The organism is Occallatibacter sp., assembly GCF_035317045.1.
Lineage (GTDB): Bacteria > Acidobacteriota > Terriglobia > Terriglobales > Acidobacteriaceae > Telmatobacter.
The window spans coordinates 1-18,181 of record NZ_DATHHT010000044.1 but is presented as its reverse complement, the minus strand read 5'-3'; the positions used below and the strand labels follow the sequence as shown (position 1 = coordinate 18,181).

Genomic DNA, 18,181 nt, shown 5'->3' with positions numbered 1-18,181 from the left:
ATGACGTTGATAGCAGTGCGGCAAAAAAAGCAACTGCAGGTTCCTCCACTCCCGTTGGTCGGTCGGAATGACAACGCGGGAGAATTAGCGTTGCGCGATGGGTGCGGGTTGTTGAACTATGTGCACGGCCGCTGCAATTCGTGTCGTTAGCAGGGCACGGTTGGGGATACGCGTCGAAAGCGCGATCCGGCTCATCGTCCCGGGAATCAGCGACAGCAGGACGGGAGCAATGGTCCGAGCCAAGGGAGTTACCATCGCTCGCGAAAGCCCCGATGCAAACCACATGCCCGTTCGAAGCTGATCGGTCACACGGAGTAAGTAATCGCCCGGGCTCCTGCCGTCGAGATACATCTCCGCTGCGAGAACGCCGGTGTGCAGCGCGATCGACATCCCATCGCCGGTAAACGAGGGGATCACAGCCGCTTGATCCCCCACCCGCCATATGCCATTTGCAGGGCCGCCAAGATGGCCGTAGGGAATCGGAGAGATTGCCAGCGGTTTCTGCCAGCGTGGCGCGGCGCTTGTCAGTCGCTCGTGAAGGGCTGGCAATTCGTTCTGCATGGATTGCAACAACTCTTCCCAGCCGCCGAGGAGGCGCAATGTTTTTCGACGCACTACGAGGCATAGATTAGCTGTTCCATCCTCGACCATCGCAAGACCGCCGTAGCCGCTGCGAAACAGAAACAGCTCCATGGTTCCGCGAAGAATCTCGGATTGCGCCGGAGCCAGGCGCCAGTGCATTTTGAAACCGACAAGGTCTGCCTGGGTCGCTCCGCTGCGTTCCCATGCATTCACGTCATGTTTTCCGGTTGCGAGAAAGATGGTCGCGGCCTGGATCGCCTCTCCTCCGCGAAGGCGAACGGACCAGCCGCCATCGGACGCTTCGAGTCGGTCAACACATGCGCCGCGGCGCACTGTGCATCCCGCCTCCTGTGCCTTGACGAGTAGCGATTCGTCCAGAATGCGCCGGGACAGGGACAGTGCGGTGAATGGAAGACGCGCTTCAACGGTCCTCGCGCCGGAATGGAATCGCACGCGCTGGATGGTATGAGCGCCGTGATCGAGGGGCTCGATTCCGGCTTGGCGCAGATAATGAATGGCCTCTGCGCTCAGGAATTCGCCGCAGACTTTGTGGTGCGGCTCGCGCTCTTTCTCGATCAGCAGGACCTCGCGGCCGGCGGCGGCAAGGCGCATCGCTACCGTTGACCCTGCGAGGCCTCCGCCAATTACGAGGTTCTCTACGGAAGCGCGGGTCATCGGTGCGGCTTCTTTCGCCCGACGCACAGTCGACCCGGTGTGAATCCTTCAATTACGATTTCGCGCTCAGGAAGGCCGGCAGCGGCACACATGTTTCGCCAGTCCTCCGGCACAAATGCGCGGGCGAAGGAAACGGGGCCATCATGCTGGACAAAGGGATGCAGACCCGCCAGTCGCGAGAACGCCTTGAAGAGATGATAGGGAATCGGTGCGCGGGAAAGGTCGTTGATGAACCACCCCACGCGCGCGTGTTCCTCCATCCACTGGAGAAAGCGGACAACATCACTTTCGATCAGGTGATGGGTGAAGAGCGAGCTCAGGACAATATCGATGGGTCCCGTGTTTCGGTAACGGAAAACGTCGGAGGCCACCCACTCGATAGCGCTCGTCTTTTGGGTGGCGCCAGCAGCCACTGCTACCGATTCGGGATTGAGATCGCAACCTGTCAACATCACGCGGATCTTCTGCTCCCGTGCCCAGGTCTCAATTCGCCGAAGAGTGTCGCCGAATCCGCAGCCGACGTCCAAGATCCGTACCGGCGTCTGAAACCGCTGCAATTCAAGAGACTCAAGCCAGTTGAGGGTGGGCCTGTACCCCAGAAACCAGCGGTTGACTCTACTGAGATCGCGGAGGCAGGCCTGCATCACTTCCCGACTGCATGGAGCGTCCATCAGCTCCGTCAGATCGGCGCGCTTGCTGAAGTCGAGCGCATCAGGCGGCATGGAAGAGCATCGTCTCCGCAGTCACGCCGGGCCCGAACGACATGGCGCACCCGTGCTGCCCCGAGCGCGCCTGCTTCAAGATGCTGTGCAAGACAAACATTACCGTGGCAGACGACATGTTGCCGAAGGAAGCGAGAACTTCGCGCGATTGTTGCAGAGAATCTTCGCGCAGACCGAGTCCTTTTTCGACAGCATCGAGTACCGTTCTTCCGCCGGGGTGCACTGCCCAGAGATCAATGTCCAGTGGGTCCTTTCCTGGCGTGATCAAGGGTCCCACTTCTTTCATGGCCTTGGAAATCTCGGCCGGCACGTGTCCCGAAAGATGCATGTCGAATCCCATTTCGCGAATCTTCCAGGTGATCAGGTGACTGGTCTCCGGAATGCGCAGGGCACGAAAGCTGTCGATGCAGAGACCGGCGGGATTGGCACTAACCAGGCAAGCTGCGCAGCCATCGGCGAAGAGCAGGAATGACAGCAACTGCTCGAGTTCCTGCGTCTCCTGCATGTGCAGGGTGCAGAGCTCAAGATTCAAAATCAGAACATGAGCATCGGGCACCGATCGTACGATGTGATGCGCGGATTTCAGGGCGTTGATAGCGGCGTAGCAGCCCATGAAGCCGATCATGGTTCGTTCCACCGAGGGATTCAATCCAAGATGATCCACAATGTCATAGTCGAGCCCGGGGGCATAAAGCCCGGTGCAGGACGTGACAATGACATGCGAAATTTTCGCGCGCTCCTGGGCGGTCAATCCAAGCTTGTTCAATGCGCACGCGGCCAGTTGCGGCGCAAACTTTTCAAAGGTCTGCATGCGGCGGGCGGTCCCCGGAAAGCGTCCGGTAGCATACAGATCTTCAGAGTCTCTCCAGGTTCCGTTGTCGCCCGGGATCGCCTGCAAGAATGAGAAGCGGTGTTCAATCGCCGACATTCGCACCATGCGCCGGAAAAGCGACCGCATGGTTCCTTGCTGCAACATGCCCTCGGCAAACTCGACGAATGGGCGATGCACATCGTGCGGCGGCACCGACGTTGCGATGCGATTGATATAGGCAGAAGTCACGCTTTACCTCGGTCGCGAAATAATCGCTCTAGACATTCTTAGATTCATGGGGGGCGGATGGTGTCATCGAAATGTAATGCTGATTTCAGCAAATTGTTTCGCAATCGGATCAGTTTTCAGCCCGTGAACATCTGAAATAGGGATTACCACTGAACTCCCGGATACAGGCTGGGCCACCGATATGCGTGGAATTGGTAGGCGTTGGGGGTGGTGCCCTGCCAGATTACCTGCGTCGCCTGCGGGTTCAGCTCCTGCACGATCGCGCCCGTCACTGCGGCGCTGAAGTTTGCATGGATGTCCCCATTGGGCAGGAGATCCGCGTTGCCTCCAAAGAAAGAGAAATAGCTCGGCGGCGGCTCGTAGTGCGTTACCAGCGTCGCGGTCATGTTTCCTTCGTTCAACTCGAGCACGGGGATTGTGGAATAACAGGTCGGAACGGGCGGCTTGAGCGGCTGGCACAACACCGGCCCGGATGGAAACATCCGGTCGTTGCCGTTGTCCAGCAAGCCTAGCCGAAACACGCCGGAAGTATTCGACGAAAAGAAGCTCAGACCGTGCTGCGCATAGAACCAGTCGGTGGGATCAACGCCGCCCGCGAGCTTGAAATCGCCGCCCTCACCCAGTCTCCACATCACATTGCCGGAGCCCGTGCCGTCGAGGAAATTGATCTTGATGATCCAGTTCTGGTGGCGGATTGACAGCAGCAGATTGTGGTCGTCGCTCGAATAGACCATGTCGTTCGAGTGAGTCCAGTCAGGGAAGTTCATGGGATGCCGGTTGACGTCGAGATGATCGAAGGTGTTCCACACCCAGTCGGGATTGCCATTTGCGTCCACATCGATAATGGCGTCGCCAATCACCGATGTCGTTGCCGGTTGGCCTGGAAGGTTGGTGTAGGTCTTGTTATATGCGGCCAGCATCACCCAGTGGCCGTTGGGCAATGCGATCACGCTGTGATGAAAACTCTTGAAGGCGTAGACATTTCCGCCTGCATCGCGCAGATTGGACGAAGCGAGTTTCTGGTTCAGCGTGTCCATGGTGATCTCGCGAACCATGTTTCCGGCGAGGTCGACTTCGCGAACGTCATTGACCAAGCCCAGTGTCCCGTTCACTGTGGTTGAGGAAAGGTATGAAATGAGCATCAGCATGTTCCCGTCGGGCAGAAGCTGAATGCCCTGGATCAGATCGACAGTCGAGCCCTGGTAGAGATACGACCAAATGATGTTGCCCTGCAGATCCGTGGCATAGGCCTGGATCACGTTTGACGGGATCACCGTATTCCAAATCTCGACGCCCGGTTGAGGCGTTCCGCCATTGGGAGAGGAAATCTGGACGGCCGGGGTCGGCGGCGGCGTTCCGGTGGTGCAGGTGTGGTCAGCATCGTTGTAGGTCGCGCCGTTATCGAGCGCGACCTTTGCCCGCATGTGATAGAGAGTCTTGCCCATCATTCCGGCAACCAGCACTTTTACCGGGCCGCCGCTGGCGCCGCTCGGGACCTGCCAGGTGTTCAGGCCATAGTCGGTGGTCTTCCCGAATTCAACTGACACCTTGCCGGATGAGGGGAGACTCATGGTGTATGCCGCCACAAGCGGACTTCCGGTCGCGTCGGGGCACGCTACCTGGCCAGCGGGAACGATGGCGGCGATGGCGGTCGCAAAATTCTGCTGCGGTGAAGAGGCAAGCGCAGCCGTGACCGAGATGTTTTCAGTCTGCGTGATCACGGCCGGTGCGGTGTAGTTGCCCGCGGTATCGACCTGGCCCGTTGCCGGAATTCCGCCAACGACACTGTTGACGAGCCACTCAATGGTGCCGCCTCCCGCTGCGGTCGCGGTGAATTGGAATTTTTGTCCCGGCGAAAGTGCGACATATGTCGGGGAAATCGTGACAGACCCTCTCTGGATGGGAGTGCCGGGTCCGCTGGGGATAACTGCGTTCGGGTTGATGAAGTAGCCACAACCGGATAAGAGAGGGGCAAGACAAAAGACGAGAAGGTGAGCGGGTGAGAACAGCCACCGTCGCTCAACCTGTCGCAAGACTGCGCTCTGGCAGCACAGTTGATTGCGGCCGAACGTTGGGGAAGTTCTCATCAGCCACTCACAACCTATAAAGGCGGGGAAGTCTCAGTCAAATACAACGGAACCAGTGCTGAAGCTATTGACGGACGCAGCCACGAGAAGGGTGCCTGGCAGGGTTGGAATTTTTCCGCAGACCGCGCAGAATTGGTTGCCGGAACGAGACTTAGGGAAATTTTGGAAACGCAACGGTGGTTCAGCCGCGCTTGCGGAGTTCATGTTCGACAACGCGGAACATCTCCGATTCGGGAGCGGGTTTGCCTGTCCAAATCTCGAACTGACGCGCACCTTGCTGTACGAACATTTCGATTCCGCTGATGACCGGGATGCCGCGCGATTTCGCCAGCTTCAAAAGCGGCGTTTCAAGCGGGTTATAGATCATGTCAAAAACGAGGCCTGCATTCAGCTCGTTTTCAGCGATGGGAAGCACCTGTTTTGTCCCCGGCATGCCACAGGGTGTGGCGTTGATGATGACATCGAAGCGCTGTTTAGCCAGCAACTCGTGTTTGAGAGATTTTGCCTTCGCCTGGCGCGCCAAAGTCACGGCGTGTTCGTGAGTGCGATTGACGACCAGAACCTCCGCGCCCTGCTCGACGAGGCCGAAGACAGCCGCACGCGCAGCGCCACCTGCTCCGAGGACCGCAACGCGAGCGCCTTTCAGCCTGAGGCGGCGCTCCAGGGGCCGGATGACTCCGGCTACGTCGGTGTTGAATCCATAGAGTTTTCCATCCGCGCCCATGCGCAGGGTATTGCAGGCACCGATGCGCGCGGTGAGCGGGTCCATGTTCGCCAGGTGCGGCAAGACCTCAGTTTTCAGCGGCATGGTGATGGCGCAGCCGGCCAGCGGCAGTTCCAGCGCGAGGGCTAGCAGGTCCTGCACCGACTTTGCCTTCAATGGAAGGAGTACGGCATTCACGATTTCGCGGCGAAAGGCTGCGTTGTGCAGCAGAGGCGAGAGAGAATGGGCGATAGGGTTTCCAGCGACGCCAAAGACGCGGGTCGCCTGGTCGAGATGCTCGAGCCGGTAGACGTCGCGGAGGGTCTCCGCTGTCGCCTGTCCAGGCGCTGTCTCGGTGTCTTCAGAATAAGACGCAAACGTAAAGGCTGCGCCTGCGCGCGGGCCAAGTACGCGGCTTACAAGTCCCTCTTCGCCCATCGCGATGCCCACGAAGTGGGAGGCAAGGGAGTGATCTTCGATGACTCGCAGGACCGCAAGATTGTCGGCGAGGGTGCGCGCAGTTGACACCACTTTCACGAAATCGGGCTTGAAGGCTTCAATGCGGTCGGCTGCCTGATCCAGGCCCTTCGTACGGCTAAAGTCGTGAAAGCTGATCAGCAGAGCCGCGCCAGCCGCTCGCAGTTTGGTTAGCTGGGCTGTCTTGGCTTCTTCGGCGGATTCAACTTCCAGATCGATGATCTGGCATCCCGTCTGGGCCGCCTTGGTCAGGATTTCGAGCTGAGCGGTGAGCGGCCCGTCGAATCCTCCGCCATGCGACTTGCGACGGCAGGTGGCGATGACTGTGGCGTCTTTGTGTTCGCCTAAGAATTGCTTCAGGTAAGAGAAGGCATTGGCGGGCTTCGACAGGGAATCGAGTCTCAGCTCGAGGAACTTGAAGTTCTTAACAGCCGACTCGGCCCGGTCAAACAATTCCGCCGGCGAGGTGCCCTGAATGGCAACGCACAGTTTCCCGACTCTCAGACGCTGAGCTGCCGGAGGAAGGGGTGGGGGTGGCGGAATGGCGAGGGCTTGCGGCATTCTCGTTCAATTGACGCATCTTAGATGGCTTTGGGTTTCGTATGCAACAGCAAGATAGGCCCTTTCGTAACTTTCTCGCGTGGCTATGGTGCTGGGTCCCCCACCCATACTCTCTCGATAAGTTCGGCAATTTCAGAGGCTCACAGCGACGTGAATCGCCGCAAAGTCCTCTGCCTGTGTAGTTTATACGAAGAGAGATCTGTGGAACTGCGGCGGGCCTGGTAACTGGATAAAGCAGTCGAGGTCCTCTGCATTAGATTCAGGCTAGTCTAATCGGCGAAATTACCTGCAAAAAATGGGCGAACATTCGTCCTTTGTTTTGAGCCAGTTAGCTAGCGGTGCTGCGATTCAGGACTTGCCACCATTTGGTGTCGCGGGCCGAGTTTTGCAGGGACCAGTTCTCCTACTCTTCGCGAAGCGTGGTCGCCGGGTCGATTCGGGCGATGCGGAGGGCCGGGATGGTTGCTGCCATAAGGGTTACAGCTGCCAGAGTTACGACGACTGCGAAGAGGCTGGGCGCGTCGAAGACGCCTACGCCGTAGAGGACGCTGCGCATCGTTCGCAACACGAGGAAGCAGAGGACCAGGCCAAGCACAAGGCCGACGCCCGCAGCGCGAACTCCGGAGGACGAGACGTGCGTTATTGCCTGGCGGATGGTCGAGCCGAGCGCGATGCGGATGCCGATCTCGCGGGTCCGCTGCGTTACCAGGCTGGCCACAAGCGCGAAGATGCCCACGGCACTGAGCAGAAGAGCGAGACCCGCCATAGTGCCGAGCAGGGCAACTTCGACGCGCTGCTCGGAAAGAGCCTCGGCCTGAAGATCGCTCATACGATAGAAGCCGGAGAAGGGAAGCGCCGGATCGACGTTGGCCAGTGCCTTTTGCATTTGCCCGGTCAATCCTTCCACTGGTCCTGCAGTGCGGACCACCCAGCTCGGCTGGAACCAGACATGAACGCCGAGCATCGGCGCAGCAACCTGAGTGGCGGGAACGTATATGGTTTCTTCGCTCTGGATGGGGGCGGTGGCATTCAGGCCAGAGGAGAGCTGGGTGTCAGAGACGACGCCTACGATCAGAGCGTTCTTGCCGATGACGAAGCCAACCGGATTGAGACCCGGGAAGAACTTTTGCGCGAAGGTGGAGTTGATGATCACCACCGGTTGCGTGTTCGGCAAATCTGCAGTGGTGAAGGCGCGCCCGCGGATGATCGGCATCTGGAGCACGTCGAAAAAGCGTGGAGTGATATATACAGCATCGGTGCCGACGGACTTGCCGGTTTGCGGACCATCGTGGAGGACGACTCCATCGTTAAGCGTGCGTTCGTAGGGCAGCGTCAATCCCACTGCGGCCGATTGGACGCCGGGAATGCGCTGCATGGCGGAGATGCTGTCGCTCATGAGGCGGCGAAACGCGACCGGGTCATGGTAGCGGGCGTCGTCGAGGGAGGCCTTGGCGGTCATGACGCCGTTGGGATTGAAACCGGGAGGCAGCGTCTGCAGATGGATCAGCGATCGGATGAGCAGGCCGGATCCGGCGAGGAGCATAACGGTCAGTGCGACCTCGCCGGCAATAAGGATCTGGCGAATGCGGAGGGACTGAACAGAGGAGGAGATGCGATTGGCGAGAGAGGAGCGGAGGTCGATACGGCTGGTGGCGAATGCCGGCAGCATGCCGAAGAGGACGCTGGTGAGAAGCGATACCGCCATGGTGAACGCGAGCACCGGACCATCGAGGGGAACGCTGGCGATGGGGAGAAAGCCTTTGGGCAACAGGGAAAGCAGGCCACGCAATGCGGCGAATCCCACGCCGATGCCGGCAGCGCCTCCGAGGCAGGCGAGCAGGAGATTTTCGAGCCAGAGCTGCTTCTGAATCTGCCAGCGGCTGGCGCCGAGCGCCAAGCGGGTTGCGATTTCAGGAAGGCGCCGCGACATACGGACGAGCGTGAGTCCGGCGAGATTGCCGCAGGCGATCAGCAGGATGAATCCCGCGGAAAGCATGAGAGCGACAGCACGCGGCCGCAACGCGGCGGTCATTCCACGCTGCAGGGGGACGGTGTAATAGAGGATTTTGGTTCCAGGATTTTTGCTTTCGATCTGCGATATGCGATAAGCCCAGGCGCGGTTCATCTCGGCATCTGCCTGCTGCCAGGTGGCGCCGTCTCTCAGACGGAATATGGCTTCGTAGTTGGTGCCGTTGCCTTCGCCGGTGGGGCTGGGCTGCAGTGAGGTATAGAGATCGGCATTCAGCGGCGTGACCTGGCCCTGGGGCAGGATTCCGATTACGGCATACGGCTCGCCCTTCAGATGGATGACCTGGCCGACGAGGTTGGGATCGGCGCCGAAGGTATTGCGCCAGAGGTTGTAGCTCAGGATGGCGGCTTTGGGTCCGCTGGGGCGGTCTTCTTCTTCGCTGAAGGTGCGACCGAGAGCAGGGCGAATGCCGAGGACATCAAAGTAGTGCGCAGAGACGCGGCCGTCGTGGACGTAATCGATGCGGTGGTCGGCTTCGAGGTTCGCTCCCGCGGCCAGCGCAGAGGAGACGGCGGAGATGAGCGAGGGCACGTTGTCGCGGAGGTGCTCCCATTGGGTGCCGTCGATCCAGCGCAAATCGTCGGAGGCGTAAGGGCCTTGTTCGTGCTGAAAGAGGGTTCCAATGCGGTCGGGCTGCGGGTAGGGAAGGCTCTTCAACATCAGCGCGTTCACGACGGAAAAGATTGCGGTGTTGGCGCCGATGGAGAGGGCCAGCGTGATGACGACTGTCACCGTGAAACCGGGGTTGCGGGCGAGTTGGCGCAGAGCGAAGCGAAGATTTTGACCGAGAGAGCGCATCACGAAGACCTCCCGAGGGCATCAACAGCAAAGGAAGCATTCCGGTTGCCAAATCGGATGTTGCTGGAAGTCAAATGGATTGAGCGCGAAGGTTTTTAAACCGATGCGCGTCCGACGTATCGGAATGTCCATTTCTGAACAGACGCGAGCGGCAGGGGAAAAGTTCAACGTAGGCTCCAGCTTATCCAGGTTGGCTGGCCGGGTCGTACATCGGCAATGCCCTTCATTCGCGTTGAGGTTGCGCCGTGAAAGAGCAACTGCAGGTTCCTCGACTCACGTTGGTCGCTCGGAATGACAGTGGTGATGAGTTGAAGACTCGGAATGACGGTGTTGTTGGGGTCGATTCGGAATGAGAGTGGTGGATCGGGGAGATTGGGAATGATTGTGCCGACCAAGAAAGATCTTGGGCGGATGTGGCAACCTAGGAACTGGAGGATTGTTCACCCTATGCCGGTTGAAACTGTCGCTGCCGCTCAAGTCACTAATGATGTTCATTCCTGGGATGCAGGCGGAGCGTCGTCTCCGGAGGCGCTTGCGGCGTGGGTGAGCGCACGGCTTGCGGCGCATGAGGCGGCGCTGGCCGCACTGCTGGCTGTTGAAGGTGAGCGCAACCTTGAGAACACGCTGCGGCTCTATGATGCGGCCATCGAGCACCTTGCGCTGGCGGGTGCGCAGGCTGGCGTGTTGAATTCAGTGGCTGCGGACAGGGCGGTACGCGACCAGGCGCAGATGGAAGCGCAACGCGTGGCGATGACGGGGAGCGCACTGAGCCTGAATCGGGGCGTTTACGATGCTCTGGCTGCGATGGACATGACCGGCGCGAGCGCCGCTACGCGCCACTATGTCGAGCGGACCTTGTTAGGTTATCGGCTGGCTGGCGTGGACAAGGACAAGGAGACGCGCGACCGCCTGCAGGCGCTCCACGAGAAGGCGACACGGCATTCGCTGGATTTCAGCCGCAACATTCAAGACGGTGCGAAGACCATCATGGCGACGCAGGCGGAACTGGATGGGCTGCCACCGGATTACCTGGGGCGGCATCAGCCGGATGCGGGCGGACAGATCACACTGACAACCGATCAGCCGGACATGCAGCCGGTGATGAGCTTTGCATCAAATGCCGGATTGCGGGAACGGATGTTTGTGGCGTACAACACGCGCGCGTACCCGGAAAACAAGCAGATCTTGCTCGACCTGCTGTCGACGCGGCAGGAGATCGCTTCGGTGCTCGGGTTTCGCAGTTGGGCCGACCTGGCGACTGCGGATCAGATGATGGGTTCGGCGGCGAATGTGCGGACGTTTCTGGCGAAGCTGGAGGAGGCGAGCCGGGAGGGTGCAGTTCGCGAGCATGAGCAGGTGATGCAATTTGTGCGGAGCAGGCAGCCGGGGTTGAAGGCCATCGACATCACGAGCCGGGGCTACTGGTACGAGCAGTACCGTCGGTCGGCGTTTGATTTCGATTCTCAGTCGGTGCGGCCGTATTTCCCGTACGAGAAGGTCGAGGCGGGCGTGCTGGAGACGGCGGCGAAGCTGTTCAAGATTGAGTTTCGCAAGTCGTCGGCGACTGCGTGGGATAAGGCGGTGAGTGTCTTCGATGTGTTTGAAGAGGGAATTCAGGTCGGGCGTTTCTATCTCGACATGCATCCGCGCGAAGGGAAGGACAAGTGGTTTTCCGCGGCGCCGGTGGTGACGGGCGTGCGGGGACGGTACATGCCGGAGGCGGCGCTGATTTGTAATTTCCCCGGGGGAACGGCGGATGATCCGGGACTTCTGCAGTACAGCGATGTGGTGACTTTTTTCCACGAGTTTGGTCATTTGATGCACGCGATTCTTGGAGGGCAGACGGAGTGGGCGGGGGTTTCGGGATTCGCGACCGAAGGCGATTTCATCGAAGTGCCTTCGCAGATGCTGGAGGAGTTTTTCCGCGATGAAAAATTGCTGCAGAGTTTTGCGAAGCACTACGAGACGGGCGAGGTGCTTCCGGCGGAGATCATTCGCAAGATGAAAACGGCGGGAGCGTTTGGCCGCGCCGACTGGACACGCACGCAGCTGTATTACACGACGCTCTCGCTCGATCTGCACGATCAGGATCCGGCGCAGATTGATTTCGACGAGATCACGAAGCGGCTGTACACGTCGCTGGTGCCGTGGACGTGGCTTGAGGGCAATCGCATGTATGCAAGCTTCGGGCACCTGACGGGCTACTCGTCGAACTACTACACGTATGCCTTCGACAAGGTGATTGCGCTGGATTTCTTCGCGCAGTTCGATCCGGCCGATCCGCTGGGCTGCGATGCGGGAGCGCGTTATCGCAAGCTGGTGCTGGAGCAGGGAGGGTCGAAGCCGGGGCGCGCGATGGTGCGCGATTTTCTGGGGCGCGATGAGGAGTTTGCGGCGTTTTCGCAGTGGCTGAATGAAGAGTTTGAAGTGCAGGGATTAGGGACCAGGGACTAGGGATCGGGGCCAGTTGGTGATTTCGCTGAGCGATGACTTTGAGCGGGCCGTTGACGGGCTGGCTTTCTGGCCGTTTGCGGCTCTCTAAAATCGCCGCGAACCGCGTTTGCGCGTGCCTGTGCGGTAAGTCTCTTACCAAAGCGTTTGAATTTGATTACTGCCGGGCTTCTCAATGTGAGACTCAAGCATCTAATCCCGTATGCCGAAAGAAGGCTGAACGGCAAGGCAATGTCGTTCTGTGTGTGGAACTGATCGCATAATTCTCGTTCGCAAACAAGAAGGACATCCGTCAGGGGCTAAGAGCCCGCAGCTTTATTGGTCTTTTGCGGGATGACTTAAGCCGCCCCATGGACATACCCAGAGGGTACCCGCCGTCTGCGGGGACCACGGATAGCTGTGCACTTTCAAAGCCTATTTATGCAAGCAGTTCTGGAGCACGGAAGTCGAGGCTGGGAAATCGCATCACGCGGCGTCGCAGGGTCGCAGGATCGATACTGCTTTTGAGAATCCCCGCAATCGAGCGCCCCAAGAGATTTTTAGAGGAGTACCTACTGTGACTGCATCAGATTTTCGTCGTATCGCTCTCATGCTCGAGGGAACCGAGGAAGGCTCGCACATGGGGGCGGCGGATTTTCGCGTCGGCGGAAGGATCTTTGCAACCCTGGCATCCGAAAGACAGGGCTTCGGCAATCTGATGTTGAATCTCGAGCAGCAGGCGGCCTTTATTGCCGACCAGCCGGACGTGTTTCTTCCGGTTTCCGGCACGTGGGGGCGCAATGGTGCGACCCACGTGCGTCTTGCCTTGGTGAGCGAAGACATTCTGAGGGGTGCGTTGCGTTCCGCCTGGAAGCTGCGCATCGAAAAGAATCAGAATGCGCGCCTTGGTGCGCTGAATGCTGCCCGAAGGCGCAGCGCCGCGAGCACCAAGACGCCGGAGATCATCCTGCTGGATAAACGGCGGAAAGCAGAGATGCGCGCGCGGCTTACGACTCCCGAGATGCTGGAGAGCGTGAAGAAGCGCTACGGGCTGATCGACTGAAGGCACCGTCCCTACGGGACGTGCGGTCTTCGGAGGATCCGATTTTCCCCCCACGCTGAAGCGCGGGGCCAGCGAACAATGCGCTTCCGGCGCGCTTCATCTCTCGCAATGCGCCTCCGCCGCGCGAAACGCGGGCCTCGAACGCGTTTCATGGACAGTTCGCTTCCGGCTCGCTTCATCTCTTAACAGTGCGCCTCCAGTGCGTTTCATTTCTCGCGGTCGGAAACGCCGGTGGAGGCAGCTGCGCGAAACTCCATTTCTTGCACGCGAGACTCTGCTGCGACTGCTTTCTACTCTGTCGACAATGTAGATACACCCTGTCCCGGCGTGCGCTTCGCACATGGTCGGCTTGCGCAGTTACCCCTTCGCGATTGAGAATGGCGAACGAGATACATTCCTTTTCTTCAAGGCAGCAGGGAGCCGTGTTCACGCAGTCGAAAGGTCTGTGCCATGACACTCAGCGTGCGTTTTGCGATTCTCGGGGTTGTGCTTGTTTCTCTCATCGCACCGGCTTCGCCGCAATCCGAACGGAAGACTGCGCCGGGCGCCGGGCCGGGTGCGTTGCCGCAGGTTACGTTTCTGGCACATCGTCTTGGAACTGATCACGCGGAAGGCGTGACCACGCTGGACATGAATGGCGATGGTTATCTGGATGTTCTGAGCGGCGCGTACTGGTATGAGAATCCCGGCGCGAACGGCGGCGAGTGGAAACGGCACCAGTATCGCGAGGCAGGGACGGTAGGTGAGTTTGTTGCCGACAGCGGCGAGTGGACGATCGATGTGAATCACGACGGCGCGCCGGATGTGGTGACGGCGGGTTGGCAGACCAACGGTATCTGGTGGTACGAGAACCCGAAGCAGCCCGGCGTGATGTGGAAGAAACACTTGATCACCGACAGCTATGACACCGAGGGCGGTGTGATGGCCGATGTGAATGGCGATGGAGTTCCGGACCTGGTTTTTGCGCATTACAACCACTCGGGCATTATCTGGATTGACTTTGCGGGTCCTGAGCCGAAGGTGCATCATGCTGGCACCGCTGAGCAGGATGGGCACGGGGTGGGCGTGGCCGACATCGACGGCGACGGACTGGCCGATATTCTTACGCCGAATGGGTGGCTCAAGCAGGTCGACGCCAGCAAGAATGACTGGGAGTGGCATCCTGACTGGCAGCTGGGGGATGCGGGATTTCCGATCATCGGCTATGACGTGAACAACGATGGCAAGATGGACGTGATCTACGGGCAGGGGCACAGCTACGGACTCTATTGGCTCGAGCAGATCGGCGACGGGGACAACCGGCACTGGGTGCGCCGGGCGATCGATGAGTCTTTCTCGCAGGTGCACGCGCTGAAGCTGGTGGATATCGACGGCGATGGCGAGCCTGAACTGCTGGCGGGGAAGCGATATCGCGGACACAATGGCGAAGATCCCGGCTCATACGATCCGCTGGTTATCTACTACTACAAGATCGACAGGAAGACGGGGGTATTCAACCGCTATCCCATCAGCGTGAACGGGACGGCTGGGACGGGGACGCAGTTTGTGACCGAGGACATGGATAAGGACGGCGACATTGATATCGTCGTGGCCGGCAAGACGGGGGTGCACTTCATCGAAAACCTGAAAGTGGACAAGGTTCCGAAGGCGCAACGCGAGAAGGAACTGTTGCTGGACACGAAATGGCCATTCCCGGATGAGGGTCCGGTAGTAAAGCAGGAGGAAGAAGCGCCGAAGGGTCCAAGCCAGTAAATTTACGGATATTAAGGGTTTGCGGCAAGAGTGGCGTGGGGTTGCACTGAATTTGGGGCAAAAAAAGGGAATCGATGAGGTAAGCCCGGCTTTTCGGAGGGGATTTCCACAGATAAATGAGTGCGCCGAATAATTCTTTGCCCGGAGGGCAACGTTTCGGCACTTGGCGCATCTGACTTAGTAATTAGCAGAGGCTTCCCCGAATTTGGCCCTTCCAAGAAAGGTAACTACTCCTTTTGAGGGTCTGAAATTAGACCCCTTCTCACGACCCCTTCAGGACCTCCCTCCATACAAAATGCCTCTCGAGCGGGCTCACCGGAAGGTGGGCCCATCTGCTCTTCACCGGACAGATTGGCGTCCAGCTACAATCGACCTGTGAAGCGGTCTTTTCCTTCTCCAAGCGTAAAACCCGAACAAAACCTGCAGCCTATTGACGACCTGCTCCGAAATGCGGGGCTGATACGAAACCGGCGCAAATCTCCGCCGGGGGTCACGACGCGGCTGCGCGCATTGCGGCAGGATGCTGCTACGAAGCAGGAACTGGCTGTGGCAGCACCGACTTTAACGTTGGCGCGCAACGGAGTGGGGTTGCTGCAGGTTGCCGCGTGGGGCGAGCGGAAAGCTGTGAGCAAGTGGCTTTGGCATGGGTTCAGTACGCGGCGGGGCGGCAGGAGCAGGGTTTATTGCGGTGAGGATGCTCCCGGTGAAATGAATCTGGGCTTTACCGACGCCGATGACCGCGAAGCCGTTGCGCAGAATCGCCGGCTGCTCGCGGAGGCTGTTACGGGCGATGCCGCTACGCCGATTGTCGCGCTGCGGCAATTTCACTCGAATTTGGTAATTGTTGCGAGCGCAGCGGACGCCGAGCGGGGGCGGCCACGGAAGGCGGATGGTGCGATCTCCGCCGAGCCGGGATTTTTAATCGCGATCCAGACGGCCGACTGCATTCCAGTTCTGGTGGCGGACCGCAAGCGCCGAGTGGTGGCAGGTTTCCATGCGGGCTGGCGGGGAACGGTGAAGCGGATTGTGGAACTGGGCGTGGGGCGGATGCGAATGGAATTTGGATCGCGGCCGGGAGATCTGATCGCAGCGATCGGTCCCGGTGTGGGGCAGTGTTGCTATGCGGTCGGCGAAGAGGTGGTCTCTGAGTTTGAATCGCAATTCAGCTATGGGCGGGAGCTTTTTCGGGAGGCTTTCGATTCCGATCCGGTGCGCAAGAAGTATCCGATGCTGTTTCTTACGCAACGGGCGCCGGGGCACTCGCCGATCGAGCCCGCGCTGCATCTTAATCTGATTGAGGCGAATCGCAGGCAACTCCTCGATGCGGGAGTGAAGGCCTCAGCGATTAGCGTGACGGGCGGATGCACCAGTTGCCATACAGATTTGTTCTTCTCTCATCGCGCATCGCAGGGCCATGCCGGGCGCATGATGAGCGTGATCGGGATACGCGGGTGAGGGGCATTTTGAAAAGTCTCCTCGGCGCTCCGGGGGAATCAGTTTTAGGTTCGTGAACTGCCGGGAGCTTTGATCTCTTCAGTATGAAGGCGGAAGGTCCATGGTCTGGATGACGGAGCGATAGCGAGAGTTGGCGTGGAGAGAGTCGAATGCCGGATCCGCTTGAATCCAGATCCGCAATTGGGGATCTCTTTCACGTGCTCCCTGTTCCAGCAGGGCCAACGTCTTGTCCTGTTCGCCAAGCATGCCATGCAATTCCGCGAGATCGAATGTAGAAACTCTCCCGGACTTGGCTTTCTTCTCCAATGCTGCCAGGCGACAGCGGATAACAGCAGCGTATCCGTCGGTGTCATACGCGTGACGCACGGCATTGGCCAAAGGAAGATCGTGTTCAGCAGCAAGCTCGCGGGTAAGCATCTCAACAGCGTCCTTGTCCCTGCCTTTCCAGTGATAGCTCGTAGCGAGGAACTGGAGAATATCGGGAGCGGCAGGAAAATCTTTCAAGCGCATCTCACCATCACGGATCGCGGCGTCGAACTGTCGGGTGCACACGTAGACTTCCGCCATCGCCCCGGGATGCTCGAAAGGATTGATCGCCGTCGATTGTTTCTGCACAGCGATAGCTTCGTCATAGCGGCCTAGAGCGCAGAGAATCTTGGCTTGCAGGTGGAGTGACTCGCTATCCTGAGGATCCAATTCTGTCGCCCGGGTGAATTCCCTGAGTGCCTGCACGCCATCGCCTCGGTTGAAAAAGATCACGGCTCCGAAGTCGGCATGAGCTCGTGCGAGACTGTCGTCGAGTTCGACCGCTTTCCGGGCCGCGGCTTCCGCCTGCGGCAGTGCCTGAAGCGGATTGACTTCACCGGTTATTGCCTCGATTGCGTAATATTCGTCAAGCCCGGTCCAGCCAAGTGCATAGTCAGGCTGAATCTGGACGGCGCGCTCGAAATGCTTACGCGCATCCTCATTCCGTCCGATGACCCAATCATAGTGGCCTCGCAAATAGTCGTCGTGCGCTTGCGGATTGATGTAGCGGACGGCGTGCGGCGGCGGCGAGCTATTCAAGCGAACGGCAATGACTTTGGCAGCATCATCAGGCAAAGAAGCTATGTCGTTAGGGTCGCGGTCGTAGGTTTCGGCCCAGAGGTGAGCGTCCGTGTCGGCACGGATGAGTTGCAGGGTCATATGCACTTGTTTATCGGAGCGCGAGATTGATGCCCTCGAGAATGGCGTCAACGTTGAGTGCGCGGGCGATTTCCTGAAGCGGGCGATGAGCGCCTTTAAACTGCATGACGGAAGTGCGCGAGGTGATGCGCAGGGTGGAGTCCTTGGCGAGCATTGCGATGAGTTCGTCGCTCATGCCGTCGGCGAAGTATTCCTGGCGTGGATCGCCGGAGAGGTTGTCGAGGGGTATGACGGCGAGAGACCGAATGGAACTGACCGTCCCTTTGCGATGTCCGACGATCCATATGCCCGCCAGGATGAGAATCGCAAGAACGACAGCGCTGGGAATCGCCCACCTCGAAGACTGGAGGCCCTTCGATTCGTTCTTCTCTTCGGCAACAGGCACGATTGGATCGGGAGCAAGCTTGTCGTCATCCTTGGAGGGTTCCATGGCGACTTCGATTTTGCACATCCAGCGGTATCCGACCGTGGCCACGGTTTCGATATAACGCGGGTTGCGGATTTCATCGCCAAGCAGACGGCGAAGTTGCGCAATGGTGCGCGTCAGCGAGCTATCGGTAACGACGGCGTCGCCCCACACCGCATTCAGCAGTTCTTCCTTT

Annotated in this window: 12 protein-coding genes; 4 read left to right on the top strand and 8 right to left on the bottom strand. The window is 59.1% G+C overall.

What is annotated here, in order from left to right; all coding sequences use genetic code 11:
• Positions 1–84 precede the first annotated feature (84 nt).
• The 6 genes from VK574_RS21845 to VK574_RS21820 all read right to left on the bottom strand — a co-directional run bounded on the left by VK574_RS21845 (position 85) and on the right by VK574_RS21820 (position 9,694).
• Positions 85–1,257: an NAD(P)/FAD-dependent oxidoreductase gene (locus VK574_RS21845; protein ID WP_472802003.1), complete on the bottom strand. Its 1,173-nt coding sequence runs from the start codon at positions 1,255–1,257 to the stop codon at positions 85–87.
• Positions 1,254–1,979, bottom strand: coding sequence for a methyltransferase domain-containing protein (locus VK574_RS21840; RefSeq protein WP_472802002.1), 726 nt, complete (start codon positions 1,977–1,979; stop codon positions 1,254–1,256). Before VK574_RS21840 ends, VK574_RS21845 begins: the two co-directional genes overlap by 4 nt.
• The gene (locus VK574_RS21835) at positions 1,969–3,039 is read right to left on the bottom strand and encodes a type III polyketide synthase (RefSeq protein WP_472802001.1); all 1,071 of its coding nucleotides are present in this window, start codon (positions 3,037–3,039) and stop codon (positions 1,969–1,971) included. Before VK574_RS21835 ends, VK574_RS21840 begins: the two co-directional genes overlap by 11 nt.
• A 143-nt stretch (positions 3,040–3,182) precedes the next feature.
• Positions 3,183–5,126, bottom strand: coding sequence for an aryl-sulfate sulfotransferase (locus VK574_RS21830; RefSeq protein WP_472802000.1), 1,944 nt, complete (start codon positions 5,124–5,126; stop codon positions 3,183–3,185).
• Positions 5,127–5,307: 181 nt separating this feature from the next.
• Positions 5,308–6,867: a shikimate dehydrogenase gene (aroE, locus tag VK574_RS21825; RefSeq protein ID WP_472801999.1), complete on the bottom strand. Its 1,560-nt coding sequence runs from the start codon at positions 6,865–6,867 to the stop codon at positions 5,308–5,310.
• Between the two features lie 403 nt (positions 6,868–7,270).
• On the bottom strand, positions 7,271–9,694 hold the full coding sequence (locus tag VK574_RS21820) for an ABC transporter permease (RefSeq protein ID WP_472802066.1): 2,424 nt from the start codon (positions 9,692–9,694) through the stop codon (positions 7,271–7,273).
• Positions 9,695–10,141: 447 nt separating this feature from the next.
• Between VK574_RS21820 and VK574_RS21815 the strand changes: the two genes are divergently transcribed.
• The 4 genes from VK574_RS21815 (at position 10,142) to pgeF (ending at position 16,394) form a co-directional block, all read left to right on the top strand.
• Positions 10,142–12,148 (top strand): M3 family metallopeptidase, encoded by a 2,007-nt coding sequence (locus VK574_RS21815; RefSeq protein ID WP_472801998.1) that lies wholly within the window; start codon positions 10,142–10,144, stop codon positions 12,146–12,148.
• Positions 12,149–12,701: 553 nt separating this feature from the next.
• Positions 12,702–13,187 carry an MmcQ/YjbR family DNA-binding protein gene (locus VK574_RS21810; protein WP_472801997.1) on the top strand — a complete coding sequence of 162 codons (486 nt, stop codon included), beginning with the start codon at positions 12,702–12,704 and terminating at the stop codon, positions 13,185–13,187.
• Between the two features lie 450 nt (positions 13,188–13,637).
• Positions 13,638–14,939 carry an FG-GAP repeat domain-containing protein gene (locus VK574_RS21805; RefSeq protein WP_472801996.1) on the top strand — a complete coding sequence of 434 codons (1,302 nt, stop codon included), beginning with the start codon at positions 13,638–13,640 and terminating at the stop codon, positions 14,937–14,939.
• Positions 14,940–15,485: 546 nt separating this feature from the next.
• Positions 15,486–16,394: a peptidoglycan editing factor PgeF gene (gene pgeF / locus VK574_RS21800; RefSeq protein ID WP_472801995.1), complete on the top strand. Its 909-nt coding sequence runs from the start codon at positions 15,486–15,488 to the stop codon at positions 16,392–16,394.
• 78 nt (positions 16,395–16,472) lie between these two features.
• On the opposite strand, the gene VK574_RS21795 is transcribed toward pgeF, so the two are convergent.
• Positions 16,473–17,579 (bottom strand): tetratricopeptide repeat protein, encoded by a 1,107-nt coding sequence (locus tag VK574_RS21795; RefSeq protein ID WP_472801994.1) that lies wholly within the window; start codon positions 17,577–17,579, stop codon positions 16,473–16,475.
• Between the two features lie 10 nt (positions 17,580–17,589).
• Positions 17,590–18,181, bottom strand: a 592-nt coding sequence (locus VK574_RS21790) for a winged helix-turn-helix domain-containing protein (protein ID WP_472801993.1), incomplete at its 5' end; no start/stop codon positions are given.

Excerpts from the sequence above, each read along its gene's own strand:
- VK574_RS21820 (WP_472802066.1), bottom strand. The coding sequence starts at position 9,694 with ATGCGCTCTCTCGGTCAAAATCTTCGCTTCGCTCTGCGCCAACTCGCC.
- VK574_RS21805 (WP_472801996.1), top strand. The coding sequence starts at position 13,638 with ATGACACTCAGCGTGCGTTTTGCGATTCTCGGGGTTGTGCTTGTTTCT.
- VK574_RS21845 (WP_472802003.1), bottom strand. The coding sequence starts at position 1,257 with ATGACCCGCGCTTCCGTAGAGAACCTCGTAATTGGCGGAGGCCTCGCA.
- aroE (WP_472801999.1), bottom strand. The coding sequence starts at position 6,867 with ATGCCGCAAGCCCTCGCCATTCCGCCACCCCCACCCCTTCCTCCGGCA.
- VK574_RS21830 (WP_472802000.1), bottom strand. The coding sequence starts at position 5,126 with ATGAGAACTTCCCCAACGTTCGGCCGCAATCAACTGTGCTGCCAGAGC.
- VK574_RS21815 (WP_472801998.1), top strand. The coding sequence starts at position 10,142 with ATGCCGGTTGAAACTGTCGCTGCCGCTCAAGTCACTAATGATGTTCAT.
- VK574_RS21795 (WP_472801994.1), bottom strand. The coding sequence starts at position 17,579 with ATGACCCTGCAACTCATCCGTGCCGACACGGACGCTCACCTCTGGGCC.
- VK574_RS21840 (WP_472802002.1), bottom strand. The coding sequence starts at position 1,979 with ATGCCGCCTGATGCGCTCGACTTCAGCAAGCGCGCCGATCTGACGGAG.